This is a genomic window from Stenotrophomonas sp. WED208 (genome assembly GCF_040984485.1).
Classification (GTDB): domain Bacteria; phylum Pseudomonadota; class Gammaproteobacteria; order Xanthomonadales; family Xanthomonadaceae; genus Stenotrophomonas; species Stenotrophomonas riyadhensis.
The window spans coordinates 3,780,613-3,805,001 of sequence record NZ_JAZARB010000001.1 but is presented as its reverse complement, the minus strand read 5'-3'; the positions used below and the strand labels follow the sequence as shown (position 1 = coordinate 3,805,001).

33 protein-coding genes are annotated in these 24,389 nt (G+C 63.0%); all 33 read left to right on the top strand.

Features of this window, described 5'->3' with window-relative positions:
• Positions 1 to 81 precede the first annotated feature (81 nt).
• The 33 genes from rpoC (at position 82) to VPH47_RS17205 (ending at position 24,311) form a co-directional block, all read left to right on the top strand.
• Positions 82 to 4,305 carry a DNA-directed RNA polymerase subunit beta' gene (rpoC, locus tag VPH47_RS17365; protein WP_049446767.1) on the top strand — a complete coding sequence of 1,408 codons (4,224 nt, stop codon included), beginning with the start codon at positions 82 to 84 and terminating at the stop codon, positions 4,303 to 4,305.
• Positions 4,306 to 4,588: 283 nt separating this feature from the next.
• On the top strand, positions 4,589 to 4,963 hold the full coding sequence (gene rpsL, locus VPH47_RS17360) for a 30S ribosomal protein S12 (protein WP_004145320.1): 375 nt from the start codon (positions 4,589 to 4,591) through the stop codon (positions 4,961 to 4,963).
• Positions 4,964 to 4,975: 12 nt separating this feature from the next.
• A complete protein-coding gene (rpsG, locus tag VPH47_RS17355) occupies positions 4,976 to 5,449 on the top strand; it encodes a 30S ribosomal protein S7 (RefSeq protein WP_004145321.1) in 474 nt (157 codons plus the stop codon).
• A 141-nt stretch (positions 5,450 to 5,590) separates the two neighbouring features.
• A complete protein-coding gene (gene fusA, locus VPH47_RS17350) occupies positions 5,591 to 7,732 on the top strand; it encodes an elongation factor G (protein ID WP_261727967.1) in 2,142 nt (713 codons plus the stop codon).
• A 52-nt stretch (positions 7,733 to 7,784) separates the two neighbouring features.
• Entirely contained in the window at positions 7,785 to 8,975 is a 1,191-nt protein-coding gene (tuf, locus tag VPH47_RS17345; RefSeq protein WP_004154360.1) for an elongation factor Tu, read from the top strand.
• A gap of 332 nt (positions 8,976 to 9,307) precedes the next feature.
• The gene (gene rpsJ, locus VPH47_RS17340) at positions 9,308 to 9,619 is read left to right on the top strand and encodes a 30S ribosomal protein S10 (RefSeq protein WP_005408208.1); all 312 of its coding nucleotides are present in this window, start codon (positions 9,308 to 9,310) and stop codon (positions 9,617 to 9,619) included.
• 11 nt (positions 9,620 to 9,630) lie between these two features.
• Complete coding sequence (gene rplC, locus VPH47_RS17335; RefSeq protein WP_004145336.1) at positions 9,631 to 10,281, top strand: 50S ribosomal protein L3; 651 nt, start codon at positions 9,631 to 9,633, stop codon at positions 10,279 to 10,281.
• Positions 10,282 to 10,293: 12 nt separating this feature from the next.
• Positions 10,294 to 10,899 (top strand): 50S ribosomal protein L4, encoded by a 606-nt coding sequence (gene rplD / locus VPH47_RS17330; protein ID WP_004145337.1) that lies wholly within the window; start codon positions 10,294 to 10,296, stop codon positions 10,897 to 10,899.
• Complete coding sequence (gene rplW, locus VPH47_RS17325; protein WP_004145338.1) at positions 10,896 to 11,195, top strand: 50S ribosomal protein L23; 300 nt, start codon at positions 10,896 to 10,898, stop codon at positions 11,193 to 11,195. Before rplD ends, rplW begins: the two co-directional genes overlap by 4 nt.
• Before the next feature lie 10 nt (positions 11,196 to 11,205).
• Positions 11,206 to 12,033, top strand: coding sequence for a 50S ribosomal protein L2 (gene rplB / locus VPH47_RS17320; protein ID WP_004145339.1), 828 nt, complete (start codon positions 11,206 to 11,208; stop codon positions 12,031 to 12,033).
• Between the two features lie 6 nt (positions 12,034 to 12,039).
• The gene (rpsS, locus tag VPH47_RS17315; RefSeq protein ID WP_004154485.1) at positions 12,040 to 12,309 is read left to right on the top strand and encodes a 30S ribosomal protein S19; all 270 of its coding nucleotides are present in this window, start codon (positions 12,040 to 12,042) and stop codon (positions 12,307 to 12,309) included.
• 12 nt (positions 12,310 to 12,321) lie between these two features.
• Positions 12,322 to 12,657, top strand: coding sequence for a 50S ribosomal protein L22 (gene rplV / locus VPH47_RS17310; RefSeq protein ID WP_004145348.1), 336 nt, complete (start codon positions 12,322 to 12,324; stop codon positions 12,655 to 12,657).
• Between the two features lie 18 nt (positions 12,658 to 12,675).
• Entirely contained in the window at positions 12,676 to 13,410 is a 735-nt protein-coding gene (gene rpsC, locus VPH47_RS17305) for a 30S ribosomal protein S3 (protein WP_004145350.1), read from the top strand.
• Positions 13,411 to 13,415: 5 nt separating this feature from the next.
• A complete protein-coding gene (rplP, locus tag VPH47_RS17300; RefSeq protein WP_004154486.1) occupies positions 13,416 to 13,829 on the top strand; it encodes a 50S ribosomal protein L16 in 414 nt (137 codons plus the stop codon).
• Positions 13,829 to 14,014: a 50S ribosomal protein L29 gene (rpmC, locus tag VPH47_RS17295; protein WP_004154487.1), complete on the top strand. Its 186-nt coding sequence runs from the start codon at positions 13,829 to 13,831 to the stop codon at positions 14,012 to 14,014. The genes rplP and rpmC overlap by 1 nt, the downstream gene beginning before the upstream one ends.
• 11 nt (positions 14,015 to 14,025) lie before the next feature.
• Positions 14,026 to 14,295, top strand: a complete 270-nt coding sequence (rpsQ, locus tag VPH47_RS17290; protein WP_004154489.1) for a 30S ribosomal protein S17 — start codon at positions 14,026 to 14,028, stop codon at positions 14,293 to 14,295.
• Positions 14,296 to 14,306: 11 nt separating this feature from the next.
• Positions 14,307 to 14,675 carry a 50S ribosomal protein L14 gene (gene rplN / locus VPH47_RS17285; RefSeq protein ID WP_004145357.1) on the top strand — a complete coding sequence of 123 codons (369 nt, stop codon included), beginning with the start codon at positions 14,307 to 14,309 and terminating at the stop codon, positions 14,673 to 14,675.
• A 16-nt stretch (positions 14,676 to 14,691) separates the two neighbouring features.
• Positions 14,692 to 15,009: a 50S ribosomal protein L24 gene (gene rplX / locus VPH47_RS17280; protein WP_004154490.1), complete on the top strand. Its 318-nt coding sequence runs from the start codon at positions 14,692 to 14,694 to the stop codon at positions 15,007 to 15,009.
• Between the two features lie 11 nt (positions 15,010 to 15,020).
• The gene (gene rplE, locus VPH47_RS17275) at positions 15,021 to 15,563 is read left to right on the top strand and encodes a 50S ribosomal protein L5 (protein ID WP_004154491.1); all 543 of its coding nucleotides are present in this window, start codon (positions 15,021 to 15,023) and stop codon (positions 15,561 to 15,563) included.
• A gap of 18 nt (positions 15,564 to 15,581) precedes the next feature.
• Complete coding sequence (rpsN, locus tag VPH47_RS17270; protein ID WP_005408209.1) at positions 15,582 to 15,887, top strand: 30S ribosomal protein S14; 306 nt, start codon at positions 15,582 to 15,584, stop codon at positions 15,885 to 15,887.
• Between the two features lie 258 nt (positions 15,888 to 16,145).
• Positions 16,146 to 16,544 carry a 30S ribosomal protein S8 gene (rpsH, locus tag VPH47_RS17265; RefSeq protein WP_005408210.1) on the top strand — a complete coding sequence of 133 codons (399 nt, stop codon included), beginning with the start codon at positions 16,146 to 16,148 and terminating at the stop codon, positions 16,542 to 16,544.
• A gap of 18 nt (positions 16,545 to 16,562) precedes the next feature.
• On the top strand, positions 16,563 to 17,087 hold the full coding sequence (rplF, locus tag VPH47_RS17260) for a 50S ribosomal protein L6 (RefSeq protein ID WP_010483977.1): 525 nt from the start codon (positions 16,563 to 16,565) through the stop codon (positions 17,085 to 17,087).
• An 80-nt stretch (positions 17,088 to 17,167) separates the two neighbouring features.
• Positions 17,168 to 17,527 carry a 50S ribosomal protein L18 gene (gene rplR, locus VPH47_RS17255; protein WP_024957318.1) on the top strand — a complete coding sequence of 120 codons (360 nt, stop codon included), beginning with the start codon at positions 17,168 to 17,170 and terminating at the stop codon, positions 17,525 to 17,527.
• A gap of 161 nt (positions 17,528 to 17,688) precedes the next feature.
• Positions 17,689 to 18,231 carry a 30S ribosomal protein S5 gene (rpsE, locus tag VPH47_RS17250; RefSeq protein ID WP_004145411.1) on the top strand — a complete coding sequence of 181 codons (543 nt, stop codon included), beginning with the start codon at positions 17,689 to 17,691 and terminating at the stop codon, positions 18,229 to 18,231.
• Positions 18,224 to 18,415, top strand: a complete 192-nt coding sequence (gene rpmD / locus VPH47_RS17245; protein WP_004154497.1) for a 50S ribosomal protein L30 — start codon at positions 18,224 to 18,226, stop codon at positions 18,413 to 18,415. Before rpsE ends, rpmD begins: the two co-directional genes overlap by 8 nt.
• A gap of 6 nt (positions 18,416 to 18,421) precedes the next feature.
• Positions 18,422 to 18,865: a 50S ribosomal protein L15 gene (rplO, locus tag VPH47_RS17240; protein ID WP_004154498.1), complete on the top strand. Its 444-nt coding sequence runs from the start codon at positions 18,422 to 18,424 to the stop codon at positions 18,863 to 18,865.
• Between the two features lie 7 nt (positions 18,866 to 18,872).
• Positions 18,873 to 20,240: a preprotein translocase subunit SecY gene (gene secY, locus VPH47_RS17235; RefSeq protein ID WP_004154499.1), complete on the top strand. Its 1,368-nt coding sequence runs from the start codon at positions 18,873 to 18,875 to the stop codon at positions 20,238 to 20,240.
• A 347-nt stretch (positions 20,241 to 20,587) separates the two neighbouring features.
• The gene (gene rpsM, locus VPH47_RS17230) at positions 20,588 to 20,944 is read left to right on the top strand and encodes a 30S ribosomal protein S13 (protein WP_004154500.1); all 357 of its coding nucleotides are present in this window, start codon (positions 20,588 to 20,590) and stop codon (positions 20,942 to 20,944) included.
• 11 nt (positions 20,945 to 20,955) lie between these two features.
• Positions 20,956 to 21,345, top strand: coding sequence for a 30S ribosomal protein S11 (rpsK, locus tag VPH47_RS17225; protein ID WP_004145443.1), 390 nt, complete (start codon positions 20,956 to 20,958; stop codon positions 21,343 to 21,345).
• A 15-nt stretch (positions 21,346 to 21,360) separates the two neighbouring features.
• Entirely contained in the window at positions 21,361 to 21,990 is a 630-nt protein-coding gene (gene rpsD, locus VPH47_RS17220) for a 30S ribosomal protein S4 (RefSeq protein WP_004145446.1), read from the top strand.
• A 55-nt stretch (positions 21,991 to 22,045) separates the two neighbouring features.
• A complete protein-coding gene (gene rpoA, locus VPH47_RS17215) occupies positions 22,046 to 23,044 on the top strand; it encodes a DNA-directed RNA polymerase subunit alpha (protein ID WP_010483975.1) in 999 nt (332 codons plus the stop codon).
• Positions 23,045 to 23,235: 191 nt separating this feature from the next.
• Complete coding sequence (rplQ, locus tag VPH47_RS17210; protein WP_005408217.1) at positions 23,236 to 23,619, top strand: 50S ribosomal protein L17; 384 nt, start codon at positions 23,236 to 23,238, stop codon at positions 23,617 to 23,619.
• Positions 23,620 to 23,804: 185 nt separating this feature from the next.
• Entirely contained in the window at positions 23,805 to 24,311 is a 507-nt protein-coding gene (locus VPH47_RS17205; RefSeq protein ID WP_180854762.1) for a disulfide bond formation protein B, read from the top strand.
• Positions 24,312 to 24,389 lie beyond the last annotated feature (78 nt).

Genomic DNA, 24,389 nt, shown 5'->3' with positions numbered 1-24,389 from the left:
GGCGCGGCGGCCTCCGCCGCCGCGCCGCTGGCAGTCAACTGAAAGCCCATCGACACAGCATTCCTCCTTCTGGAGAACACCATGAAAGACCTGCTCAACCTCTTCAACCAGCAGCGCCAGACGCTGGACTTCGACGCGATCAAGATCGCGCTGGCCTCGCCGGACCTGATCCGTTCGTGGTCCTTCGGCGAAGTGAAGAAGCCGGAAACCATCAATTACCGTACCTTCAAGCCGGAACGCGACGGCCTGTTCTGCGCCGCCATCTTCGGCCCGGTGAAGGACTACGAGTGCCTGTGCGGCAAGTACAAGCGCATGAAGCACCGCGGCGTGGTCTGCGAAAAGTGCGGCACCGAAGTGACCCTGGCCAAGGTGCGTCGTGAGCGCATGGGCCACATCGACCTGGCCTCGCCGGTCGCGCACATCTGGTTCCTGAAGTCGCTGCCGTCGCGCATCGGCCTGATGCTGGACATGACCCTGCGCGACATCGAGCGCGTGCTGTACTTCGAAGCCTACGTGGTGACCGAGCCGGGCCTGACCGCCCTGGAACGCCGCCAGCTGCTGACCGAAGAACAGTACCTGCAGGCCCGCCAGGAGCACGGTGACGACTTCGACGCCGCCATGGGCGCCGAGGCCGTGTACGAACTGCTGCGCACCATCGACCTGCAGTCGGAAATGACCCGCCTGCGCGAGGAAATCGCTGCTACCGGTTCGGAAACCAAGCTCAAGCGCCTCACCAAGCGCATCAAGCTGATCGAAGCCTTCCTGGAATCGGGCAACCGTCCGGAATGGATGGTCATGACCGTGCTGCCGGTGCTGCCGCCGGACCTGCGTCCGCTGGTTCCGCTGGATGGCGGCCGCTTCGCGACCTCCGACCTGAACGACCTGTACCGCCGCGTCATCAACCGTAACAACCGCCTGCGCCGCCTGCTCGAACTGAGCGCGCCGGACATCATCGTGCGCAATGAAAAGCGCATGCTGCAGGAATCGGTCGATGCGCTGCTGGACAACGGCCGTCGTGGCCGTGCCATCACCGGCACCAACAAGCGCCCGCTGAAGTCGCTGGCCGACATGATCAAGGGCAAGCAGGGTCGCTTCCGCCAGAACCTGCTCGGCAAGCGCGTCGACTACTCGGGCCGTTCGGTCATCGTGGTCGGTCCGTACCTGCGCCTGCACCAGTGCGGCCTGCCGAAGAAGATGGCGCTCGAGCTGTTCAAGCCGTTCGTCTTCGCCAAGCTGCAGCGTCGTGGCCTGGCCACCACCATCAAGGCCGCCAAGAAGCTGGTCGAGCGCGAAGAAGCCGAAGTCTGGGACATCCTGGAAGAGGTCATCCGCGAGCATCCGGTGATGCTGAACCGTGCGCCGACCCTGCACCGTCTGGGCATCCAGGCGTTCGAGCCGGTGCTGATCGAAGGCAAGGCCATCCAGCTGCACCCGCTGGTCTGCACCGCGTTCAACGCCGACTTCGACGGTGACCAGATGGCCGTCCACGTGCCGCTCTCGCTGGAAGCCCAGCTGGAAGCGCGTGCGCTGATGATGTCGACCAACAACATCCTGTCGCCGGCCAACGGCGAGCCGATCATCGTGCCGTCGCAGGACGTCGTGCTGGGTCTGTACTACATGACCCGCTCGCTGGAAAACAAGAAGGGCGAGGGCATGGCCTTCGCCAACATCGCCGAAGTGAAGCGTGCCTACGACAACCGCGTGGTGGAACTGCACGCGCGCGTCAAGGTCCGCATCACCGAGGTGGTGACTGACGAAGACGGCGTCAAGCAGAACAAGACCTCGATCGTGGACACCACGATCGGTCGCGCCCTGCTGGCTGAAATCCTGCCGGAAGGCCTGCCGTTCGCGCTGGCCAACACCGAGCTGACCAAGAAGAACATCAGCCGCCTGATCAACTCCAGCTACCGCCAGCTGGGTCTGAAGGACACGGTCGTGTTCGCCGACAAGCTGATGTACACCGGCTTCGCCTACGCGACCCGCGCCGGCGTCTCGATCGGCATCGACGACATGCTGATCCCGGACGAGAAGAAGGGCATCCTCACCGAGGCCGAAGCCGAAGTGCTGGAAATCCAGGAGCAGTACCAGTCGGGCCTGGTCACCGCCGGCGAGCGCTATAACAAGGTGGTCGACATCTGGTCGCGTACCAACGAGCGCATCGCCAAGGCGATGATGGACACCATCGGTACCGAGAAGGTGGTCAATGCCAAGGGCGAGACCATCGACCAGAAGTCGATGAACTCGCTGTACATCATGGCCGACTCCGGTGCGCGTGGTTCGCAGGCGCAGATCCGTCAGCTGGCCGGCATGCGTGGCCTGATGGCCCGCCCGGACGGCTCGATCATCGAGACGCCCATCAAGGCGAACTTCCGCGAAGGCCTGAACGTGCAGGAGTACTTCAACTCCACCCACGGTGCCCGTAAGGGTCTGGCCGATACCGCGCTGAAGACCGCGAACTCGGGTTACCTGACCCGTCGCCTGGTCGACGTCGCGCAGGACGTGGTGATCACCGAGGTGGATTGCGGTACCACCGAAGGCCTGATCATGACCCCGATCGTGGAAGGCGGCGACGTGGTCGAGCCGCTGAAGGACCGCGTGCTGGGTCGCGTGGTTGCCGAGGACGTGTTCCTGCCGGGCAACGACGAGGATCCGATCGTCACCCGCAACACCCTGCTGGACGAAGCCTGGGTCGCCAAGCTGGAAGATGCCGGCGTGCAGACCATCAAGGTCCGCTCGACCATCTCCTGCGAATCGGCCTTCGGCGTCTGCTCGCGCTGCTACGGCCGCGATCTGGCCCGTGGCCACCTGGTCAACATCGGTGAAGCGGTCGGCGTCATCGCCGCCCAGTCCATCGGTGAGCCGGGTACCCAGCTGACCATGCGTACGTTCCACATCGGTGGTGCGGCGTCGCGAGCTGCTGCGGTCGACAACATCACCGTCAAGACCACCGGCTCGGTCAAGTTCAGCAACCTCAAGTCGGTCGAGCACGCCAACGGCTCGCTGGTGGCAGTGTCGCGCTCGGGCGAAATCTCGGTGCTCGATGCCCACGGCCGTGAGCGTGAGCGTTACAAGCTGCCGTACGGTGCGACCATCACGTCCAAGGACGGTGATGCGATCAAGGCTGGCCAGACCGTGGCCAACTGGGATCCGCACAACCACCCGATCGTGTCGGAAGTGGCCGGCTTCATCCGCTTCATCGACTTCGTCGACGGCATCACCGTCATCGAGAAGACCGACGAGCTGACCGGCCTTGCTTCGCGCGAAATCACCGATCCGAAGCGTCGTGGTACCCAGGCCAAGGACCTGCGCCCGATCGTGCGCATCGTCGACGCCAAGGGCAACGACCTGTCGATCCCGGGCACCGACCTGCCGGCGCAGTACCTGCTGCCGCCGCGCTCGATCGTCAACCTGCAGGACGGCGCCCCGGTGGGCGTGGGCGACGTGGTCGCCAAGATCCCGCAGGAAGCGTCGAAGACCCGCGACATCACCGGTGGTCTGCCGCGCGTGGCCGATCTGTTCGAGGCCCGCAAGCCGAAGGATCCGGCGGTGCTGGCCGAGCGTTCGGGCATCATCAGCTTCGGCAAGGACACCAAGGGCAAGCAGCGCCTGATCATCAAGGACACCGATGGTTCGGAGCACGAAGAGCTGATCCCGAAGTACCGCCAGGTCATCGTGTTCGAAGGCGAGCATGTCACCAAGGGTGAAACCATCGTGGACGGCGAGCCGAGCCCGCAGGACATCCTGCGCCTGCTGGGTGTCGAACCGCTGGCGGCCTACCTGGTGAAGGAAATCCAGGACGTGTACCGCCTGCAGGGCGTGAAGATCAACGACAAGCACATCGAGGTGATCACCCGCCAGATGCTGCGCAAGGTCGAGATCACCGATCAGGGCAGCAGCAAGTTCCTGAACGGCGAGCAGGTGGAGCGCCAGCGCGTTATCGAGGAGAATGCGCGCCTGTCGACCCGCAACGAGCTGCCGGCGCACTTCGATCCGGTCCTGCTGGGTATCACCAAGGCCTCGCTGGCGACCGAATCGTTCATCTCGGCCGCGTCGTTCCAGGAAACCACCCGCGTGCTGACCGAAGCGGCCGTCCGCGGCACCTCGGACAACCTGCGTGGCCTGAAGGAAAACGTCATCGTGGGTCGCCTGATTCCGGCCGGTACCGGCCTGGCGTACCACAGCAACCGCCGTCGCGGCGCTTCCGGTCTCACCGAGTCGGAAATGCAGACCCTGGCTGGTACTCCGGCTGCGGTCGAGGCACCGGTGGTTGAAGCCGAAGCTGAACAGGCCTCGGGCGAAGAATGAGGTATCCGGTCCGGCCGCAAGGCCGGACCACCCCATCGGTCCATCGATGGGATTGGGAAAGGGCAGGGGAGATCGTCCGCGATCGACCCGGCCAACCTGAACGGGGTACATGGAGGCCCCCCAGTAACGTTCCGGGATCAGGAACGGGCTTGACAGGAGGCGTTTGACTGCTTTCCTGGCAGGTTGCTACAATCGTCTGTCTCAGCAGGCCAGAATTTTGGCCTGCTTTAACATTTCCGCATCTCTGGCCGGATTTCCGGCCACCAATCAGAAGAACCTACTGATGGCGACGATCAACCAGCTGGTCCGCAAGCCGCGGCAAGCGACCACCTACAAGAGTGCCTCGCCGGCGCTCGACAAGTGCCCGCAGCGCCGTGGCGTCTGCACCCGTGTCTACACCACCACTCCGAAGAAGCCGAACTCGGCTCTGCGCAAGGTTGCCAAGGTCCGCCTGACCAACCAGGAAGAAGTGATTTCCTACATCGGTGGTGAAGGCCACAACCTGCAGGAGCACTCCGTGGTCCTGATCCGCGGCGGTCGCGTCAAGGACCTGCCGGGTGTGCGTTACCACACCGTTCGTGGCTCGCTCGACGCCGCCGGCGTTGCCAAGCGTCGCCAGGCCCGTTCCAAGTACGGCGCCAAGCGTCCGAAGGCATAAGGAGAGAGCACTATGTCGCGTAAGGGTAATACTCCGCAGCGTTCCGTCCTGCCCGATCCGAAGCACGGAAGCGAAACCATCGCCCGCTTCATCAACATGGTCATGCAGAGCGGCAAGAAGTCCGTCGCCGAAAAGATCGTGTACGGCGCTATGGACGTGATCACCGAGAAGAACAGCAGCGCCAACGCCATTGAACTGGTGCAGAAGGCTCTGGACAACGTCGCTCCGGCGGTCGAAGTCAAGTCGCGTCGCGTCGGTGGTGCCACCTACCAGGTGCCGGTCGAAGTGCGTTCGTCGCGCAAGATGGCCCTGGCCATGCGCTGGCTGATCGACTCCGCGCGCAAGCGTGGTGAGAACACCATGCCGAAGAAGCTGGCTGCTGAACTGATCGACGCCTCGGAAAACCGTGGCGGCGCCATCAAGAAGCGCGAAGAAACCCACCGCATGGCCGAAGCCAACAAGGCATTCGCCCACTACCGCTGGTGAGTTTGACGGCCTTGTAAAACAGGCAGGGCAGCACCACTTCGGTGCGTGCTGCCTCGCGGTCCCAGAAGGACTGCGCCAATCCGAAGGCCGCCGAAAGGCGGCGTTCGGCCATCCGAAATCCAAGAAATCTGAGAGGCTCCCGTGGCCCGTTCCACTCCCATCGAGCGTTACCGTAACTTCGGCATCATGGCTCACATCGATGCCGGCAAGACCACCACGTCCGAGCGCATCCTGTTCTACACCGGCAAGAGCCACAAGATCGGTGAAGTGCACGACGGCGCCGCCACCATGGACTGGATGGAGCAGGAGCAGGAGCGTGGCATCACGATCCAGTCCGCTGCCACCACCGCGTTCTGGAAGGGCATGGACAAGTCCCTGCCGGAGCACCGCTTCAACATCATCGACACCCCCGGGCACGTCGACTTCACCATCGAAGTGGAGCGCTCGCTGCGCGTGCTCGACGGTGCCGTCTTCGTCCTGTGCGCCGTCGGTGGCGTGCAGCCGCAGTCGGAAACCGTGTGGCGCCAGGCCAACAAGTACCACGTGCCGCGCATCGCGTTCGTCAACAAGATGGACCGCACCGGTGCCAACTTCCAGAAGGTCGTCGGCCAGCTGAAGGCCAAGCTGGGCGCGGTTGCCGTGCCGATGCAGCTGCCGATCGGCGCTGAAGACAACTTCAAGGGCGTCGTCGACCTGCTGAAGATGAAGGCCATCCATTGGGATGAGGCTTCGCAGGGCATGAAGTTCGAATACGGTGACATCCCGGCCGAGCTGCAGGGCCCGGCTGAAGAGGCTCGCCAGTTCATGGTCGAGACCGCTGCCGAAGCCAGCGAAGAGCTGATGGAAAAGTACCTGGGCGGCGAAGAGCTGGCCGAGGCTGAAATCATCAACGCGCTGCGTACCCGCACCCTGGCCACCGAGATCGTGCCGATGTACTGCGGCTCGGCCTTCAAGAACAAGGGCGTGCAGGCCATGCTGGACGGCGTGATCCAGCTGCTGCCGTCGCCGGTCGACGTGCCGGACGTGAAGGGCGTGGACGTTGACGACGACACCGTCGAAATGACCCGCAAGTCGGACGACAAGGCTCCGTTCTCGTCGCTGGCCTTCAAGATCATCACCGACCCGTTCGTCGGCGCGCTGACCTTCTTCCGTGTCTACTCGGGCACCCTGAACGGTGGCGACACCGTGCTGAACTCGGTGAAGGGCAAGAAGGAGCGCATCGGCCGCATCCTGCAGATGCACTCGAACAACCGCGAGGAAATCAAGGAAGTTCTGGCCGGTGACATCGCCGCTGCCGTGGGCCTGAAGGACACCACCACCGGTGACACCCTGTGCGCCGTGGACGCCCCGATCATCCTGGAGCGCATGACGTTCCCGGAGCCGGTGATCTCGATGGCCGTCGAGCCGAAGACCAAGTCGGACCAGGAAAAGATGGGTCTGGCCCTGGGCCGTCTGGCGCAGGAAGATCCGTCGTTCCGCGTCAAGACCGACGAAGAATCCGGCCAGACCATCATCTCGGGCATGGGCGAGCTGCACCTGGACATCATCGTCGACCGCCTGAAGCGCGAGTTCAACGTTGAAGCCAACGTCGGCGCGCCGCAGGTGGCCTACCGCGAAACCATCACCCTGGCCGACGTCAAGTCGGACTACAAGCACGCCAAGCAGTCCGGTGGTAAGGGTCAGTACGGTCACGTCGTGATCGAACTGTCGCCGATCACCGCTGCCGACCGTGCCGATCCGAAGCTGGCTCCGGCCATCAAGGACGACTTCCTGTTCATCAACGACATCACCGGCGGCGTGATCCCGAAGGAATTCATTCCGTCGGTTGAAAAGGGCCTGCGCGAAACCATCACCAGCGGTCCGCTGGCTGGCTTCCCGGTCGTGGACGTCAAGGTGAAGCTGGTGTTCGGTTCGTACCACGACGTCGACTCCTCGGAAATGGCGTTCAAGCTGGCTTCGTCGATGGCCTTCAAGCAGGGCTTCGCCAAGGCCAAGCCGGTGCTGCTGGAGCCGATCATGAAGGTCGAGATCGTGACCCCGGAGGATTACCAGGGTGACGTGATGGGCGACGTCAGCCGTCGTCGCGGCGTGCTGCAGGGTTCCGACACCACCGGTGACGGCTCCGCTTCGATCATCAACGCGATGATCCCGCTGGGTGAAATGTTCGGCTACGCCACTGCGCTGCGTTCGCAGACCCAGGGCCGCGCCACCTTCACCATGGAATTCGATCACTACGAGCCGGCTCCGACCAACATCGCCGAAGCCGTCATGAAGAAGGGCTGAGCCTCGCTCAGCCTCTCTTGAAACCACTTACGAACAATCAAGGTATAGAACAATGGCAAAGGGTAAGTTCGAGCGCACCAAGCCGCACGTCAACGTCGGCACCATCGGTCACGTCGATCACGGCAAGACCACGCTGACCGCTGCACTGACCAAGATCGGTGCCGAGCGCTTCGGTGGCGAGTTCAAGGATTACTCCTCGATCGACGCCGCGCCGGAAGAAAAGGCGCGTGGTATCACGATCTCGACCGCGCACGTCGAGTACGAATCCCCGGTCCGTCACTACGCCCACGTCGATTGCCCGGGCCACGCTGACTACGTCAAGAACATGATCACCGGTGCCGCCCAGATGGACGGCGCGATCCTGGTGTGCTCGGCCGCTGACGGCCCGATGCCGCAGACCCGCGAGCACATCCTGCTGTCGCGTCAGGTCGGCGTGCCGTACATCGTCGTGTTCCTGAACAAGGCCGACATGGTTGACGACGCCGAGCTGCTCGAGCTGGTCGAGATGGAAGTGCGCGAGCTGCTGAGCAAGTACGACTTCCCGGGCGACGACACCCCGATCATCGCCGGTTCGGCCCGTCTGGCGCTGGAAGGCGACCAGAGCGACATCGGCGTGCCGGCCATCCTGAAGCTGGTCGACGCCCTGGACAGCTGGATTCCGGAGCCGGAGCGTGCGATCGACAAGCCGTTCCTGATGCCGGTGGAAGACGTGTTCTCGATCTCGGGCCGCGGCACCGTGGTGACCGGTCGTATCGAGCGCGGCGTGATCAAGGTTGGCGACGAAATCGAAATCGTCGGCATCCGTCCGGTGCAGAAGACCACCGTGACCGGCGTTGAAATGTTCCGCAAGCTGCTGGACCAGGGTCAGGCAGGCGACAACGCTGGCCTGCTGCTGCGCGGCACCAAGCGTGACGACGTCGAGCGTGGCCAGGTTCTGGCCAAGCCGGGTTCGATCAAGCCGCACACCAAGTTCGAAGGCGAAGTCTACGTCCTGTCGAAGGACGAGGGCGGCCGTCACACCCCGTTCTTCAACGGCTACCGTCCGCAGTTCTACTTCCGCACCACCGACATCACCGGCGCAGCTGCTCTGCCGGAAGGCGTCGAAATGGTGATGCCGGGTGACAACGTCAAGATGGTCGTCACCCTGATCAACCCGGTGGCAATGGACGAAGGCCTGCGCTTCGCCATCCGCGAAGGCGGCCGTACCGTCGGCGCCGGCGTGGTCTCGAAGATCATCGAGTAATCTGGTAGTATCTGCGCCCCGATGTTGCCTGGGTAGGGCATCGGGGCGTATCAAATGGGAAAGCAGGCACAGGATGTGCCTTGTGTTCCCCGGACCAGGAAGGGTCAATGCCATTCAGGCGGCGTCAACAGGCGACTGTTGACAGCTGCCTTGCGTGCCATTATGCTTCTACGTCTGGGCAGGCCGGGTAACTGGTCTGCCTACGTTTTTGAGGTCTATGGAGTGACCTTGGCGGCCTGCAGGACTGTGGGTCGTCCGTATTCAGGAATTTCATGGGACAAAGCAACCCAGAGGCTTTGTCTGTCGCTCTTTTAACGAAGGAACCTACCGCCATGGCGGACCAAAAGATCCGGATCCGGCTGAAAGCGTTCGATCATCGTCTGATCGACCGTTCGGCCAGCGAGATCGTTGAAACGGCAAAGCGGACCGGCGCGCAAGTGCGTGGCCCGATCCCGCTGCCGACCAAGATCGAGCGTTACACCGTTCTCGTTTCCCCGCACGTCGACAAGGACGCGCGTGACCAGTACGAGACCCGCACGCACAAGCGCGTGCTCGATATCGTTGACCCGAATGACAAGACCGTGGACGCGCTGATGAAGCTCGAACTGGCTGCCGGCGTCGACGTTCAGATCAAGCTGACCTGAGGACTACGACCATGACGAAGAAGTATTCGTTGGGCTTCGTGGGCCGCAAGGCTGGCATGAGCCGCGTGTTCACTGAAGATGGCCGCTCCATCCCGGTGACCCTGATCGAAGCAACCCCGAACCGCATCGCGCAGATCAAGACCGTCGAAACCGACGGCTACAGCGCCGTGCAGGTGACCGTCGGCGCGCGTCGCGCTGCCCTGGTCAACAAGCCGGAAGCCGGCCACTTCGCCAAGGCGAAGGTGGAAGCGGGTCGTGGCCTGTGGGAATTCCGCGTTGAAGACGCGCAGCTCGGCGATTTCGCCGTTGGCGGCGAAGTCAAGGCGGACATCTTCGAAGTCGGCCAGATCGTCGACGTCCAGGGTGTCACCAAGGGTAAGGGCTTCCAGGGCACCATCAAGCGCCACAACTTCCGTATGGGCGATGCAACCCACGGTAACTCGCTGTCGCATCGCGCGCCGGGTTCGCTGGGTCAGCGCCAGACCCCGGGTCGCGTTTTCCCGGGCAAGAAGATGTCGGGCCACATGGGCGCGGTGCAGCAGAGCACCCAGAACCTGGAAGTGGTCAAGGTCGACGTCGAGCGCGGTCTGATCGCCGTTCGCGGCGCCGTTCCGGGCGCGGCGGGTGGCGACGTGATCGTCCGTCCGGCGAGCAAGGCATAAGGAGAGATGACGATGGAACTCGTTATCACGGGTAGCAACAACAAGGTCTCGGTCTCCGACGCCGTGTTCGGTCGCGATTTCAGCGAAGATCTGGTCCACCAGGTCGTCGTTGCCTACCGCAACGCCGGTCGCGCCGGCACCAAGGCACAGAAGACTCGCTCCGAAGTGGCTGGTACCACCAAGAAGTCGAAGAAGCAGAAGGGCGGCGGCGCGCGTCATGGCGCACTGACGGCTCCGATCTTCGTCGGCGGCGGTGTCACCTTCGCGGCCAAGCCGCGCAGCTTCGAGCAGAAGGTCAATCGTAAGCAGTACCGTGCCGCCATGTGCGCGATCCTGTCCGAGCTGAACCGTCAGGGCCGTCTGACCATCGTGGAGTCCTTCGACGTCGAAGTGACCAACACGAAGGGTCTGATCGCCAAGCTGGCCGGCCTGGAAGTGGGCAAGCGCCCGCTGATCGTCACCGAAGAAGCGTCCGAGCACCTGTACCTGTCCGCCCGCAATCTGCCGTACGTGCAGGTGCGTGACGTCCAGGGTCTGGATCCGGTCTCGCTGGTGGGTGCCGACACGGTCGTCATCACCGCTGACGCGGTCAAGAAGGTCGAGGAGTGGCTGGCATGAACAGCAACGAAAAAATCTTCAGCGTGCTGCGTGCCCCGCGTGTCTCCGAAAAGACCGCGCGCCTGCAGGAACTCTCCAACCAGTATGTCTTCGAAGTTTCGAACGAAGCCACCAAGGCCGATGTAAAGGCCGCGGTTGAGCAGCTGTTCGACGTCAAGGTCGAAGCCGTCAACGTGGTCAACGTCAAGGGCAAGAACAAGTCCTTCCGTAACCGTGCTGGCCGCCGCGGCGATTGGCGCAAGGCGTACGTTCGCCTGGCCGATGGCCAGTCGATCGATGTAACGGCCAAGGCCTGAGGTACATCCCATGCCATTGATGAAATTCAAGCCCACTTCCCCCGGCCGCCGTTCGGCCGTGCGCGTGGTCACTCCCGACCTGCACAAGGGTGCTCCGCACGCTGCGCTGGTCGAGTCGCAGAGCCGCTCGGGTGGTCGTAACCACCATGGCCGCATCACCGTGCGTCACGTCGGTGGTGGTGCCAAGCAGCACTACCGCATCATCGACTTCAAGCGCAACAAGCTGGGCATCCCGGCGCGCGTGGAACGCATCGAATACGATCCGAACCGCACCGCGCACATCGCCCTGCTGTGCTACGTCGACGGTGAGCGTCGCTACATCATCGCCCCGAAGGGCCTGAAGGCTGGTGATCAGGTGATCGCTGGTTCGGATGCCCCGATCAAGGCTGGCAACACCCTGCCGCTGCGCAACATCCCGGTTGGCACCACCATCCACTGCATCGAACTGAAGCCGGGCAAGGGCGCTCAGATCGCTCGCGCCGCTGGTGCGGCCGTGCAGCTGGTGGCTCGCGAAGGCATCTACGCCACCCTGCGCCTGCGCTCGGGTGAAATGCGTAAGGTTCCGGTCGAGTGCTGCGCCACCATCGGCGAAGTCGGCAACGACGAGCACAGCCTGGAAAAGCTGGGCAAGGCCGGTGCCAAGCGTTGGCGCGGCGTCCGCCCGACCGTTCGTGGTGCTGCCATGAACCCGGTTGACCACCCGCACGGTGGTGGTGAGGCCAAGGCCGGCCAGGGTAACCCGCATCCGGTCACCCCGTGGGGTGTCCCGACCAAGGGTTACAAGACGCGCCATAACAAGCGCACTCAGCAGTTCATCGTCCGCGATCGTAGGGGCTAATCGACCATGGCACGTTCACTCAAGAAGGGCCCGTTCGTCGATCACCACCTCGTCAAGAAGGTGGAGGCCGCTGCGGGCAGCAAGAAGCCGATCAAGACCTGGTCGCGCCGTTCGATGATCCTGCCTGACATGGTAGGCGTCACCATTGCCGTGCATAACGGCAAGAACCACATCCCGGTTCTCGTCAACGAGAACATGGTCGGCCACAAGCTCGGCGAATTTGCCATCACCCGGACCTTCAAGGGTCACGGTGGTGACAAGAAGTCGGGCAAGTAAGGAGAGATGACAATGGAAGCGAAAGCCATCCTGCGCACTGCGCGCATCTCCCCGCAGAAGGCTCGTCTGGTCGCTGACCAGGTGCGCGGTCTGCCGGCCGAGCGTGCGGTCAACCTGCTGAAGTTCTCGGACAAGAAGGCTGCCCACCTGATCAAGAAGGTGGTGGAGTCGGCAATTGCCAACGCCGAGAACAACCAGGGCGCCGACGTCGACGAGCTGAAGGTTCAGACCATCATGGTTGATGAAGGTCCGACCCTGAAGCGTTTCATGGCGCGGGCGAAAGGCCGCGGTACCCGCATCCTCAAGCGCACCAGCCACATCACTGTGGTTGTGGGCGCCGCCAAGTAAGCGGATAAGGAAAAGACCATGGGTCATAAAGTTCATCCGATTGGTATCCGCCTCGGCATTTCCAAGGACTGGAACTCCAAGTGGTACGCCAACAAGGCCGAGTTCGCTGGTTACCTGGCAGCCGACCTGAAAGTGCGCGAAATGCTGCGCAAGAAGCTGGCTCAGGCCGGCATCAGCAAGATCCTGATCGAGCGTCCGGCCAAGACCGCTCGCGTGACGATCCACACCGCCCGTCCGGGCGTGGTGATCGGCAAGCGCGGTGAGGACATCGAGAAGCTGCGCAAGGAAGTGAGCGAGATGATGGGCGTCCCGGCGCACATCAACGTCACCGAAGTGCGCAAGCCGGAACTGGACGCGCAGCTCGTTGCCGAGTCGATCGCCCAGCAGCTGGAGCGTCGCATCATGTTCCGCCGTGCAATGAAGCGCTCGGTCGGCAACGCGATGCGTCTGGGTGCCCTGGGTATCAAGGTCAACGTTGGTGGCCGCCTCAACGGTGCAGAAATCGCCCGTTCGGAGTGGTACCGCGAAGGCCGCGTGCCGCTGCACACCCTGCGTGCCGACATCGACTATGGCTTCGCTGAGGCCAAGACGACCTACGGCATCATCGGCATCAAGGTCTGGATCTACAAGGGCGAGGTCTTCGATTTCTCCCAGGTTGGCCAGGAAAAGCAGGACGACACCCCGTCGCGCAACGATCGTCACGATCGCGGCGATCGCGGTGACCGTCAGCGCCCGGCCCGTGAAGCGAGGTAACGACAATGTTGCAACCCAAGCGAACCAAGTACCGCAAGGTACACAAGGGCCGTAACGATGGCCTGAGCTGGAGCGCCAACGCTGTCAGCTTCGGCGAATACGGCCTGAAGGCAACCGCACACGGTCAGCTGACCGCGCGTCAGATCGAAGCGGCCCGCCGCTCGATCAGCCGCTACGTCAAGCGCGGCGGCAAGATGTGGATCCGCGTGTTCCCCGACAAGCCCATCACCAAGAAGCCCATCGAAGTCCGAATGGGTTCTGGTAAGGGCAACGTGGAATACTGGGTGGCCCAGATCCAGCCCGGCCGCATGATCTATGAAATCGAGGGTGTTTCCGAGGAAGTGGCTCGCGAGGCGTTCCGCCTGGCCGCCGCCAAGCTCTCGGTCACCACCACTTTCGTGACCCGTACGGTGCGCTGATGGATATCAAAACTCTCCGTGAAAAGTCGGCTGACGAACTCAAGGCCCACCTGATCGACCTGCGTAAGGAACAGTTCTCTGTCCGTATGCAGCAGGTCACCGGCCAGCTGCCGAAGACCCACGACATTCGCCGGGTCCGTCGCGAGATTGCTCGCGTCAAGACCCTGCTCGGCAGCACGAAGTAAGGATGGCCGCTATGAGCGACAATACTGAAAAGAAGACGCTGCGCACGGTCGAAGGCCGTGTCGTCAGCAACAAGATGGACAAGACGGTTACCGTCCTGGTTGAGCGTCAGGTCAAGCACGCGCTGTACGGCAAGTACATCAAGCGCTCGACGAAGCTGCACGCCCACGATGCCGACAACGCCTGCAAGGAAGGCGATGTCGTCCGCGTGACCGAGATTGCTCCGATGTCCAAGACCAAGAACTGGCGCGTGGTGGAAGTCATCACGCGCGCGGCTGAATGAGGAGCTGAATCATGATCCAGATGCAGAGCTACCTTGACGTCGCGGACAATTCGGGTGCCAAGCAGGTGATGTGCTTCAAGGTGCTGGGTGGTTCCAAGCGCCGTTACGCCGGCATCGGCGACATCATCAAGGTCACCGTGAAGGATGCGATTCCGCGCGGCAAGGTCAAGAAGGGTGAAGTGTATGACGCCGTCGTGGTGCGTACCCGCAAGGGTGTGCGTCGCGCCGATGGCTCGCTGATCCGCTTCGACGGCAACGCTGCCGTTCTGCTGAACAGCAAGCAGGAGCCGATCGGTACCCGTATCTTCGGGCCGGTGACCCGTGAACTTCGTTCGGAGAAGTTCATGAAGATCGTCTCGCTCGCTCCCGAAGTGCTGTGAGCGACAGGAGATAATCATGGCTAACCGTATCAAGAAGGGCGACCAGGTTGTCGTCAACGCTGGCAAGGACAAGGGCAAGCAGGGCGAAGTCGTCCGCGTCGACGGCGACCGTGTGGTCGTCGCCAACGTGAACATCGTCAAGCGCCACACCAAGCCGAACCCGCAGGCAGGTGTTGCCGGCGGCGTGGTCGAGCGCGAAGCTTCGATCCATATCTCCAACGTGAATGTTCTGAACCCGGCTTCGGGCAAGGGCGAACGCGTTGGCTTCAAGGTGCTGGAGGATGGACGCAAACTGCGTGTGTTCCGCTCCAGCGGTGAGGCGCTCGACGCCTGAGGAATGAGAAGATGAGTTCCCGTCTCGAAAAGTTCTACAAGGACGAAGTGGTGCCGGCGCTGATGAAGCAGTTCGGCTACACCAATCCGATGGAAGTGCCGAAGCTGGTCAAGGTCACCCTGAACATGGGTGTCGGCGAAGCGGCCACCAACAAGAAGATCCTGGAAAACGCCGTCGGCGACATGACCAAGATTTCCGGCCAGAAGCCGGTTGTCACCAAGTCGCGTGTGTCGGTTGCGTCGTTCAAGATCCGCGATGGTTGGCCGATCGGCTGCAAGACCACGCTGCGTCGCCACAAGATGTACGAGTTCCTGGATCGCCTGATCAACATCTCGCTGCCGCGCGTGCGCGACTTCCGTGGTGTTTCCGGTCGTTCCTTCGACGGCCGCGGCAACTTCAACATGGGTGTGAAGGAGCAGATCATCTTCCCGGAAATCGACTTCGACGCCGTCGACGCGATCCGCGGTATGGATATCGCCATCACCACCACTGCGAAGACCGACGCGGAAGCGAAGGCGCTGCTGGCAGCGTTCAAGTTCCCGTTCCGTAACTGATCTGTCGAGGAAACCGAAATGGCAAAGACCTCCATGGTCAACCGCGACATCAAGCGGGAAAAGCTGGCAAAGAAGTACGCTGAAAAGCGTGCAGCTCTGAAGAAGATCGTGTCCTCCGTGGACGCGACCTACGAAGAGAAGATCGACGCCGCAACCAAGCTGGCCAAGCTGCCGCGCGATTCGTCGCCGAGCCGCCAGCGCAACCGTTGCGAGCTGTCGGGTCGTCCGCGTGGCGTCTACAGCAAGTTCGGCCTGGGCCGTAACAAGCTGCGCGAAGCCACCATGCGTGGCGACGTCCCGGGTCTGCGCAAGGCCAGCTGGTAATCCCAGCCGGCCCTGCGATCAGGTGCCCCTTCGGGGGTTCCTGAACCGGGCAGGGGAGGCATTCAGCCTTCCCGATGCAAAAAAACCGAAGAGCCCGGCGCAAGCCGGGCTCTTTTGGCGTATACTCCCGCGTCTTGCCCTGTGCAAACGGGGTTGTAGGAGTGGGCCCCAGGCCCGCTGCATCAAGGGACCTGGCCCGTTTCCAGGAGACAACAGATTTTCGCGAAAGCGGATATCGGTGCACTCAAAGGTACTCATATGAGCATGACTGATCCCATCGCCGACCTGCTGGTCCGCATCAAGAATGCGGCCGCGGTTGGCAAGCAGACGGTGAAAGCCCCGTCGTCCAAGATCAAGGTTGCGATCGCCCAGGTCCTGAAGGACGAGGGTTACATCACCGACCTGCGCGTGACCCAGCTGGAAAACAACAAGTCCGAGCTGGAAATCGTGCTGAAGTATTTCGAAGGCAAGCCGGTCATCGCGACCCTGAAGCGCTTCTCGCGTTCGGGCCTGCGCCAGTACCGCGGCAAGAGCGAGCTGCCGAAGGTCATGAACGGCCTGGGTATCTCCATCATTTCCACCTCCAAGGGCATCATGACTGATGCGCAGGCGCGCCAGCTGGGCGTCGGCGGCGAAGTCCTGTGCTTCGTGGCCTAAGGCGAAAGGAGTAGAACTATGTCCCGCGTAGCCAAGAAGCCGATCGACCTGGGTAAGGTTGAACTGAACGTCCAGTCGGACAGCGTCACCGCCAAGGGCCCGAAGGGCTCCCTGTCGCTGGCCAAGCCGGCCGGTATTGCCATCAACGTCGACAACGGCGTTGCCACCCTGAGCACCGAGAACGCCGAGCTGGTCGCACTGACCGGTACCGTGCGTGCGATCCTGGCCAACATGGTCAAGGGCGTGTCCGAAGGCTTCGAGCGCAAGCTGGAGCTGGTCGGCGTGGGTTACCGCGCTGCCATGCAGGGCAAGGACCTGAGCCTGTCGCTGGGCTTCTCGCACCCGGTCGTGTTCGTGGCGCCGGAAGGCATCACCATCACCACCCCGACCCAGACCGAGATCCTGGTCCAGGGCGCTGACAAGCAGGTCGTCGGTGAAGTTGCCGCCAAGATCCGTGCGTTCCGCAAGCCGGAGCCGTACAAGGGCAAGGGCGTGAAGTACTCCGACGAAGTCATCATCCGTAAGGAAGCCAAGAAGGCGTAAGTGCGAGTCCCTCGCAAGAGCCCGCACATCCGTGTGCGGACTCCTCAGGGAAAAGCCCAACCTTCAGCTTTCAAGGAATAATCAAAATGAACAAGAACATCGCCCGCCTGCGTCGCGCCAAGTCGACCCGCGCCCACATCCGTGAGCTCGGCGTCGCCCGCCTGTCGGTGCTGCGCACCGGCCAGCACCTGTACGCCCAGGTCTTCACCGCCGACGGTTCCAAGGTGCTGGCTGCTGCCAACACCACCCAGACCGACGTCATGGAAGGCCTGAAGAACGGCAAGAACGCCGACGCCGCCGCCAAGGTCGGCCGTATCGTCGCTGAGCGCGCCAAGGCCGCCGGCGTCGAGAAGGTTGCCTTCGATCGTTCGGGCTACCGCTACCACGGCCGCATCAAGGCCCTGGCAGAAGCCGCCCGCGAAGCCGGCCTGCAGTTCTAAGGGATAAGGGCAGGGGGCCTGTGGTCTCCTGCCCGCCTGCTCGCCCGCCTGAGTGAGGCTGGACGGCGCCACTCTTCTGCAGTGGCCCACCGGAACAACGCGACATTCCACAACCATAAGCGGCCCCGAGCCGTACATACCCAAACTACCAAGGAATCAAAATGGCAGAAGAGCGTCAGCAGCGGGGTCGCGATCGCGACCGTAACCGCGAAGAGAAAGTCGACGACGGCATGATCGAAAAGCTGGTCGCGGTCAACCGCGTCAGCAAGACCGTCAAGGGTGGCCGCCAGTTCACCTTCACCGCCCTGACCGTGGTCGGCGACGGCGAAGGCAAGGTCGGTTTCGGCTATGGCAAGGCCCGCGAAGTGCCGGTCGCCATCCAGAAGTCGATGGAACAGGCCCGCAAGAACCTGGTCAGCGTTGACCTGAACAACGGCACCCTGTGGCACACCATCAAGGATGGTCACGGCGCAGCCCGCGTGTTCATGCAGCCGGCTTCGGAAGGTACCGGCGTCATCGCCGGCGGTGCCATGCGCGCCGTGCTGGAAGCCGTTGGCGTGAAGAACGTGCTGGCCAAGGCCACCGGTTCGCGCAACCCGATCAACCTGGTGCGTGCCACCGTGAAGGGCCTGTCTGCTGCGCAGTCGCCGGCCCGCATCGCGGCCAAGCGCGGCAAGAAGGTGGAGGAACTCAACCATGGCTAATGAGTCCAACAAGACTGTGAAGGTGCGCCTGGTGCGTGGCCTGCGTGGTACTCAGTCGCGTCACCGCCTGTCGGTGCGTGCTCTGGGCCTGAACAAGCTCAACGATGTGCGTGAACTGAAGGACAGCCCGCAGGTTCGCGGTCTGATCAACACCGTTCACTACCTCGTCAAGGTTGAGGAGTAATCGATCATGACTCTGCGTCTCAATGAACTGAGCCCGGCACCGGGCGCCCGCACCGAGCGCACCCGCGTCGGTCGCGGTATCGGCTCGGGCCTGGGCAAGACTGCCGGCCGCGGCCACAAGGGTTCGTTCGCCCGTAAGGGTGGCGGCAAGATCAAGGCTGGCTTCGAAGGCGGCCAGACCCCCATGCAGCGTCGTCTGCCGAAGATCGGCTTCCGTTCGCCGATCGCCAAGGACACCGCTGAAGTGCTGCTGTACGCGCTGGACAAGCTGCCGGCCGGTGAGATCGACTTCGCCGCCCTGCGTGCTGCCAAGCTGGTCCCGAGCACTGCAAAGAAGGCCAAGGTCGTCGTCAAGGGCGAAGTGACCAAGGCGTTCACCCTGAAGGGTATTGCTGCCACGGCGGGTGCCAAGGCCGCGATCGAAGCTGCCGGCGGCAGCGTGACGGAGTAAGAAAATCATGGCGCAAGCTGGCATCGGTAACCTCGCGGGCGGAATGGGCAAGTTCACTGAACTTCGCCAACGTTTGCTGTTCGTCGTCGGGGCTTTGATCGTCTATCGCATCGGCTGCTACGTGCCGGTGCCGGGCGTCAATCCCGATGCCATGCTTGCCATGATGCAACAGCAGGGCGGCGGCATCGTGGACATGTTCAACATGTTCTCGGGCGGCGCCCTGCACCGTTTCAGCATCTTCGCGCTGAACGTGATGCCGTACATCTCGGCATCGATCGTGATGCAGCTGGCCGTGCACATCTTCCCCGCCCTGAAGGCGATGCAGAAGGAAGGTGAGTCCGGCCGCCGCAAGATCACCCAGTATTCGCGCATCGGCGCCGTGCTGCTGGCAGTGGTGCAGGGCGGTTCGATCGCACTGGCCCTGCAGGGCCAGGTCTCGCCGTCGGGCGCTCCGGTCGTGTACGCACCGGGCATGGGCTTCGTGCTCACCGCCGTGGTTGCGCTGACCGCCGGCACCATGTTCCTGATGTGGGTCGGTGAGCAGGTCACCGAACGCGGCATCGGCAACGGCGTGTCGCTGATCATCTTCGCCGGTATCGTCGCCGGCCTGCCGGGTGCGGTCATCCACACCTTCGACGCCTACCGCGACGGCAACATCCAGTTCATCCAGCTGCTGCTGATCGCCATCGTCGTGCTCGCCTTCACCTTCTTCGTGGTGTTCGTCGAGCGTGGCCAGCGCCGGATCACGGTCAACTACGCGCGCCGCCAGGGCGGTCGCAACGCGTACATGAACCAGACTTCGTTCCTGCCGCTGAAGCTCAACATGGCCGGCGTCATCCCGGCGATCTTCGCCTCGAGCCTGCTGGCCTTCCCGGCCACCCTGGCCATGTGGTCCGGTCAGGCCGCCAACCAGAGCAGCTTCGGCCAGATCCTGCAGAAGGTCGCCAATGCCCTGGGCCCGGGCGAGCCGCTGCACATGATCGTGTTCGCTGCGCTGATCACCGGTTTCGCGTTCTTCTATACCGCGCTGGTGTTCAACTCGCAGGAAACCGCCGACAACCTGAAGAAGTCGGGCGCGCTGATTCCGGGCATCCGTCCGGGCAAGGCCACCGCCGACTACATCGACGGCGTGCTGACCCGTCTGACCGCGGCCGGCTCGGCCTACCTGGTGATCGTCTGCCTGCTGCCGGAACTGATGCGCACGCAGCTGAATGCCTCGTTCTATTTCGGTGGTACTTCGCTGCTGATCGTGGTGGTGGTGGTGATGGACTTCATCGCCCAGGTGCAGGCGCACCTGATGTCCCACCAGTACGAGAGCCTGCTGAAGAAGGCCAACCTGAAGGGCGGCAACCGCGGCGGTTTTGCCCGCGGCTGATTGGCCTGTTATACTTTCGTCTTCCTGACGTGATGGTCCCTCCGCTTCGCGGACCCCGGCCACACAAACGAAGGGCGGCCCCCGCAGCGGTTCCGGGTGGGGGTGTGATGAGGTGGTCCCGCGCTGGAGTAGCGCGGGCGGCCCCGGGGGAAACCCCAGGTCCAACCCCATCCGGCGCCGGAGCCTGGGCACACTCCCCAGGCCGGGTTCATGAAACCAATGGTTTCACGGGCTTCCATGTAAACCGGAACCTTGTTAGTATCGCTAGTTCACTTTTTTGATCCATCCTGCCGGATTGGCGTGCCCGAGGCGCGCTGTCGGCCATCACTCAGCTGGAGAACCGCGTCATGGCGCGTATTGCAGGCGTCAACCTGCCAGCCCAGAAGCACGTCTGGGTCGGGTTGCAAAGCATTTACGGCATCGGCCGTACCCGTTCGAAGAAGGTCTGCGAAGTCGCAGGCGTTGCTTCGACCACCAAGATCCGCGATCTGTCGGAGCCGGAAATCGAGCGCCTGCGCGCCGAAGTCGGCAAGTACATCGTGGAAGGCGATCTGCGCCGTGAGATCGGCATCGCGATCAAGCGCCTGATGGACCTGGGCTGCTACCGCGGCCTGCGTCACCGTCGTGGCCTCCCGCTGCGTGGCCAGCGCACCCGTACCAACGCCCGCACCCGCAAGGGTCCGCGCAAGGCGATCAAGAAGTAAGGGACTGAGAAATGGCTAAGCCCGCTGCTAAGACCAAGAAGAAGATCAAGCGCGTCGTCACCGACGGCGTTGCCCACGTCCACGCTTCGTTCAACAACACCATCGTCACCATCACCGACCGCCAGGGCAACGCTCTGTCGTGGGCGACCTCCGGTGGCGCTGGCTTCCGCGGTTCGCGCAAGTCGACCCCGTTCGCTGCCCAGGTGGCTGCTGAAAAGGCCGGTCGTGCTGCGCTGGACTACGGCGTGAAGTCGCTGGAAGTCCGCATCAAGGGCCCGGGTCCGGGCCGTGAGTCGGCCGTGCGTTCGTTGAACAACGTCGGCTACAAGATCACCAACATCATCGACGTGACGCCTATCCCGCACAACGGGTGCCGTCCGCCGAAGAAGCGTCGCGTCTAAAGGGAGCGATAAGAAATGGCTCGTTATATCGGTCCTACCTGTAAGCTCGCCCGTCGCGAAGGCGCCGACCTGTCCCTGAAGAGCCCGGCGCGTGCGCTGGACTCCAAGTGCAAGCTGGAGCAGAAGCCCGGCCAGCACGGCGCCACTGCCCGTAAGGGCAAGCTGTCCGACTACGCCACCCAGCTGCGTGAAAAGCAGAAGGTCAAGCGTATCTACGGCCTGCTGGAGCGTCAGTTCCGCAACTACTACAAGAAGGCCTCGACCAAGAAGGGCAACACCGGCGAGAACCTGCTGCAGCTGCTGGAAACCCGCCTGGACAACGTCGTCTACCGCATGGGCTTCGCCGTGACCCGTCCGGCTGCCCGTCAGCTGGTGTCGCACCGCGGCGTCACCGTGAATGGCAAGTCGGTCAACCTGGCTTCGTACCAGGTCAAGGCTGGCGACGCCATCGCTCTGTCTGAAAAGGCTGCCAAGCAGCTGCGCGTCCAGGAAGCCCTGACCGTCGCCGCCCAGCATGACCTGAGCCCGTCGTGGGTTGAAGTGGATTCCGGCAAGTTCACCGGCATCTTCAAGGCTGTTCCGGATCGTTCGGATCTGCCTGCGGACATCAACGAAGCGCTGATCGTCGAGCTGTATTCGAAGTAATTCACATTGGAGAGCCCCCGGCGACGGCCGGGGGTTCACTAGGAGAACCCGCAACATGACGGTTACCGCCAACCAGGTTCTGCGTCCTCGCGGTCCGCAGATCGAACGCCTTACCGACACCCGTGCAAAGGTCGTTATCGAACCTTTGGAGCGGGGTTACGGGCATACGCTGGGTAATGCCCTGCGTCGCGTGCTGCTGTCGTCCATCCCGGGCTTCGCCATCACGGAAGTCGAAATCGACGGCGTGTTGCATGAGTACACCACGGTCGAAGGTCTGCAGGAGGACGTGCTCGAAGTCCTGCTGAACCTGAAGGACGTGGCCATCCGTATGCACTCCGGCGACAGCGCCACCCTGTCCCTGTCCAAGCAGGGCCCGGGCGTTGTCACCGCTGCCGACATCAAGGTCGACCACAATGTGGAGATCCTGAACGGCGAACACGTGATCTGCCACCTGACCAAGGATACGGCGATCAACATGCGTCTGAAGATCGAACGTGGTTTCGGCTACCAGCCGGCTGCCGCGCGTCGTCGTCCGGACGAAGAAACCCGTGCCATCGGCCGTCTGGTCCTGGATGCCTCGTTCTCGCCGGTCCGCCGCGTCGCCTATGCCGTGGAAGCGGCCCGCGTCGAACAGCGTACCGACCTGGACAAGCTGGTCATCGATATCGAGACCAACGGCACCATCGACGCCGAGGAAGCCGTGCGCACCGCCGCCGACATCCTCAGCGACCAGCTGTCGGTGTTCGGTGACTTCACGCACCGCGACCGCGGTGCGGCCAAGCCGGCCAACAACGGCGTGGATCCGGTGCTGCTGCGCCCGATCGACGATCTGGAGCTGACCGTGCGTTCGGCCAACTGCCTGAAGGCTGAAAGCATCTACTACATCGGCGATCTGATCCAGAAGACCGAAGTGGAGCTGCTGAAGACCCCGAACCTGGGCAAGAAGTCGCTCACCGAGATCAAGGAAGTGCTGGCTCAGCGCGGCCTGTCGCTCGGCATGAAGCTGGAGAACTGGCCGCCGGCCGGTGTCGCCAGCCACGGCATGCTGGGCTGATATCGGTAATGCCTGAAGGCTCCACCGTTCGCGGTGGGGCCTTCAACGCAACACAACATGCCATGACGAACCCCAGGTTCGCGTGGCAGGTCGTCCAGGACGGGCGGCCAGGACCAACCGCAGTCCGCGCAGCAACGCCAGGATGGCGACAACGATCCGCACAGCCTCATCATTAACCAAGGAATATCACCATGCGTCACCAGAAGTCTGGCCGTAAGTTCAGCCGTACCAGCGCCCACCGCGAAGCAATGTTCAAGAACATGGCCGCCTCGCTGTTCAAGCACGAGCTGATCAAGACCACCCTGCCGAAGGCCAAGGAACTGCGCCGCGTTGCCGAGCCGCTGATCACCCTGGCCAAGGTCGACTCCGTCGCCAACCGCCGTCTGGCCTTCGCCCGCCTGCGCGACAATGAAGCCGTGGGCAACCTGTTCACCATCCTGGGCCCGCGCTACGCGAACCGTCCGGGCGGCTACCTGCGTCTGCTGAAGTGCGGCTTCCGCGCTGGCGACAACGCGCCGATGGCCTACGTCGAGCTGGTTGACCGTCCGGTCGTGGCCGAGGAAGTGGCCGAGTAATCGGACCGCTCCAATGCGACACAGCGAAAGCCCGGCCTCTGCCGGGCTTTTGCGTTTCCGGGGTCGGATCCCTTTCCGCAGGACAGGGCTCTGACCCACACCGTTCCGACAGGCGTCACCTGTGGCGGTTCGAATGGCGCGCACTCTCGGTTACGCTTGGCGCCTGATCCATTCGAGCGTTGACGATGAATCCACTGCGCTGGCCCTTCCGCGCCCAGTTCTTCCTGGGCTTCCTGATCTGCGCGGGCCTGCTTGGCTACGCGATCTTCCTGCAGCTGAAGATGGGCCTGGAGCCGTGTCCGCTGTGCATCTTCCAGCGCCTGGCGTTCGCCGCGCTTGGCCTGCTGTTCCTGATCGGTGCACTGCATGGTCCGTCCAACCGCCCGGGACGCGCGACCTATGGCGTGCTGGCCTTCATTGCCGCGGCCGTGGGTGTCGGCATCGCCGCGCGCCACGTCTACGTGCAGATGCTGCCGCCGGAAATGGGTTCCACCTGTGGCCCGCCGCTGGCCTTCCTGAGCGAGACCATGGGGCCGCTGGAAGTGTTCCGCACGGTGCTGACCGGCACTGGCAACTGCGGCAACATCGACTGGACCTTCCTCGGCCTGACCATGCCGATGTGGTCGGCCGTGTGGTTCGTGCTGCTGGCGCTGTGGGCGCTGGTGGTGTCGCTGCGCAAGATCAAGCGCTGAAAGCGAAACGGGGTCGGATCCCTTTGCATCGCAAAGGGCTCTGACCCCATTCCCGGTGCGGGGTCAGAGCCCTTTCCT

Coding starts and splice junctions, on each gene's coding strand:
- rpoC (WP_049446767.1), top strand. CDS start 82: ATGAAAGACCTGCTCAACCTCTTCAACCAGCAGCGCCAGACGCTGGAC.
- rpsL (WP_004145320.1), top strand. CDS start 4,589: ATGGCGACGATCAACCAGCTGGTCCGCAAGCCGCGGCAAGCGACCACC.
- rpsG (WP_004145321.1), top strand. CDS start 4,976: ATGTCGCGTAAGGGTAATACTCCGCAGCGTTCCGTCCTGCCCGATCCG.
- tuf (WP_004154360.1), top strand. CDS start 7,785: ATGGCAAAGGGTAAGTTCGAGCGCACCAAGCCGCACGTCAACGTCGGC.
- rpsJ (WP_005408208.1), top strand. CDS start 9,308: ATGGCGGACCAAAAGATCCGGATCCGGCTGAAAGCGTTCGATCATCGT.
- rplC (WP_004145336.1), top strand. CDS start 9,631: ATGACGAAGAAGTATTCGTTGGGCTTCGTGGGCCGCAAGGCTGGCATG.
- rplD (WP_004145337.1), top strand. CDS start 10,294: ATGGAACTCGTTATCACGGGTAGCAACAACAAGGTCTCGGTCTCCGAC.
- rplW (WP_004145338.1), top strand. CDS start 10,896: ATGAACAGCAACGAAAAAATCTTCAGCGTGCTGCGTGCCCCGCGTGTC.
- rplB (WP_004145339.1), top strand. CDS start 11,206: ATGCCATTGATGAAATTCAAGCCCACTTCCCCCGGCCGCCGTTCGGCC.
- rpsS (WP_004154485.1), top strand. CDS start 12,040: ATGGCACGTTCACTCAAGAAGGGCCCGTTCGTCGATCACCACCTCGTC.
- rplV (WP_004145348.1), top strand. CDS start 12,322: ATGGAAGCGAAAGCCATCCTGCGCACTGCGCGCATCTCCCCGCAGAAG.
- rpsC (WP_004145350.1), top strand. CDS start 12,676: ATGGGTCATAAAGTTCATCCGATTGGTATCCGCCTCGGCATTTCCAAG.
- rplP (WP_004154486.1), top strand. CDS start 13,416: ATGTTGCAACCCAAGCGAACCAAGTACCGCAAGGTACACAAGGGCCGT.
- rpmC (WP_004154487.1), top strand. CDS start 13,829: ATGGATATCAAAACTCTCCGTGAAAAGTCGGCTGACGAACTCAAGGCC.
- rpsQ (WP_004154489.1), top strand. CDS start 14,026: ATGAGCGACAATACTGAAAAGAAGACGCTGCGCACGGTCGAAGGCCGT.
- rplN (WP_004145357.1), top strand. CDS start 14,307: ATGATCCAGATGCAGAGCTACCTTGACGTCGCGGACAATTCGGGTGCC.
- rplX (WP_004154490.1), top strand. CDS start 14,692: ATGGCTAACCGTATCAAGAAGGGCGACCAGGTTGTCGTCAACGCTGGC.
- rplE (WP_004154491.1), top strand. CDS start 15,021: ATGAGTTCCCGTCTCGAAAAGTTCTACAAGGACGAAGTGGTGCCGGCG.
- rpsN (WP_005408209.1), top strand. CDS start 15,582: ATGGCAAAGACCTCCATGGTCAACCGCGACATCAAGCGGGAAAAGCTG.
- rpsH (WP_005408210.1), top strand. CDS start 16,146: ATGAGCATGACTGATCCCATCGCCGACCTGCTGGTCCGCATCAAGAAT.
- rplF (WP_010483977.1), top strand. CDS start 16,563: ATGTCCCGCGTAGCCAAGAAGCCGATCGACCTGGGTAAGGTTGAACTG.
- rpsE (WP_004145411.1), top strand. CDS start 17,689: ATGGCAGAAGAGCGTCAGCAGCGGGGTCGCGATCGCGACCGTAACCGC.
- rpmD (WP_004154497.1), top strand. CDS start 18,224: ATGGCTAATGAGTCCAACAAGACTGTGAAGGTGCGCCTGGTGCGTGGC.
- rplO (WP_004154498.1), top strand. CDS start 18,422: ATGACTCTGCGTCTCAATGAACTGAGCCCGGCACCGGGCGCCCGCACC.
- secY (WP_004154499.1), top strand. CDS start 18,873: ATGGCGCAAGCTGGCATCGGTAACCTCGCGGGCGGAATGGGCAAGTTC.
- rpsM (WP_004154500.1), top strand. CDS start 20,588: ATGGCGCGTATTGCAGGCGTCAACCTGCCAGCCCAGAAGCACGTCTGG.
- rpsK (WP_004145443.1), top strand. CDS start 20,956: ATGGCTAAGCCCGCTGCTAAGACCAAGAAGAAGATCAAGCGCGTCGTC.
- rpsD (WP_004145446.1), top strand. CDS start 21,361: ATGGCTCGTTATATCGGTCCTACCTGTAAGCTCGCCCGTCGCGAAGGC.
- rpoA (WP_010483975.1), top strand. CDS start 22,046: ATGACGGTTACCGCCAACCAGGTTCTGCGTCCTCGCGGTCCGCAGATC.
- rplQ (WP_005408217.1), top strand. CDS start 23,236: ATGCGTCACCAGAAGTCTGGCCGTAAGTTCAGCCGTACCAGCGCCCAC.
- VPH47_RS17205 (WP_180854762.1), top strand. CDS start 23,805: ATGAATCCACTGCGCTGGCCCTTCCGCGCCCAGTTCTTCCTGGGCTTC.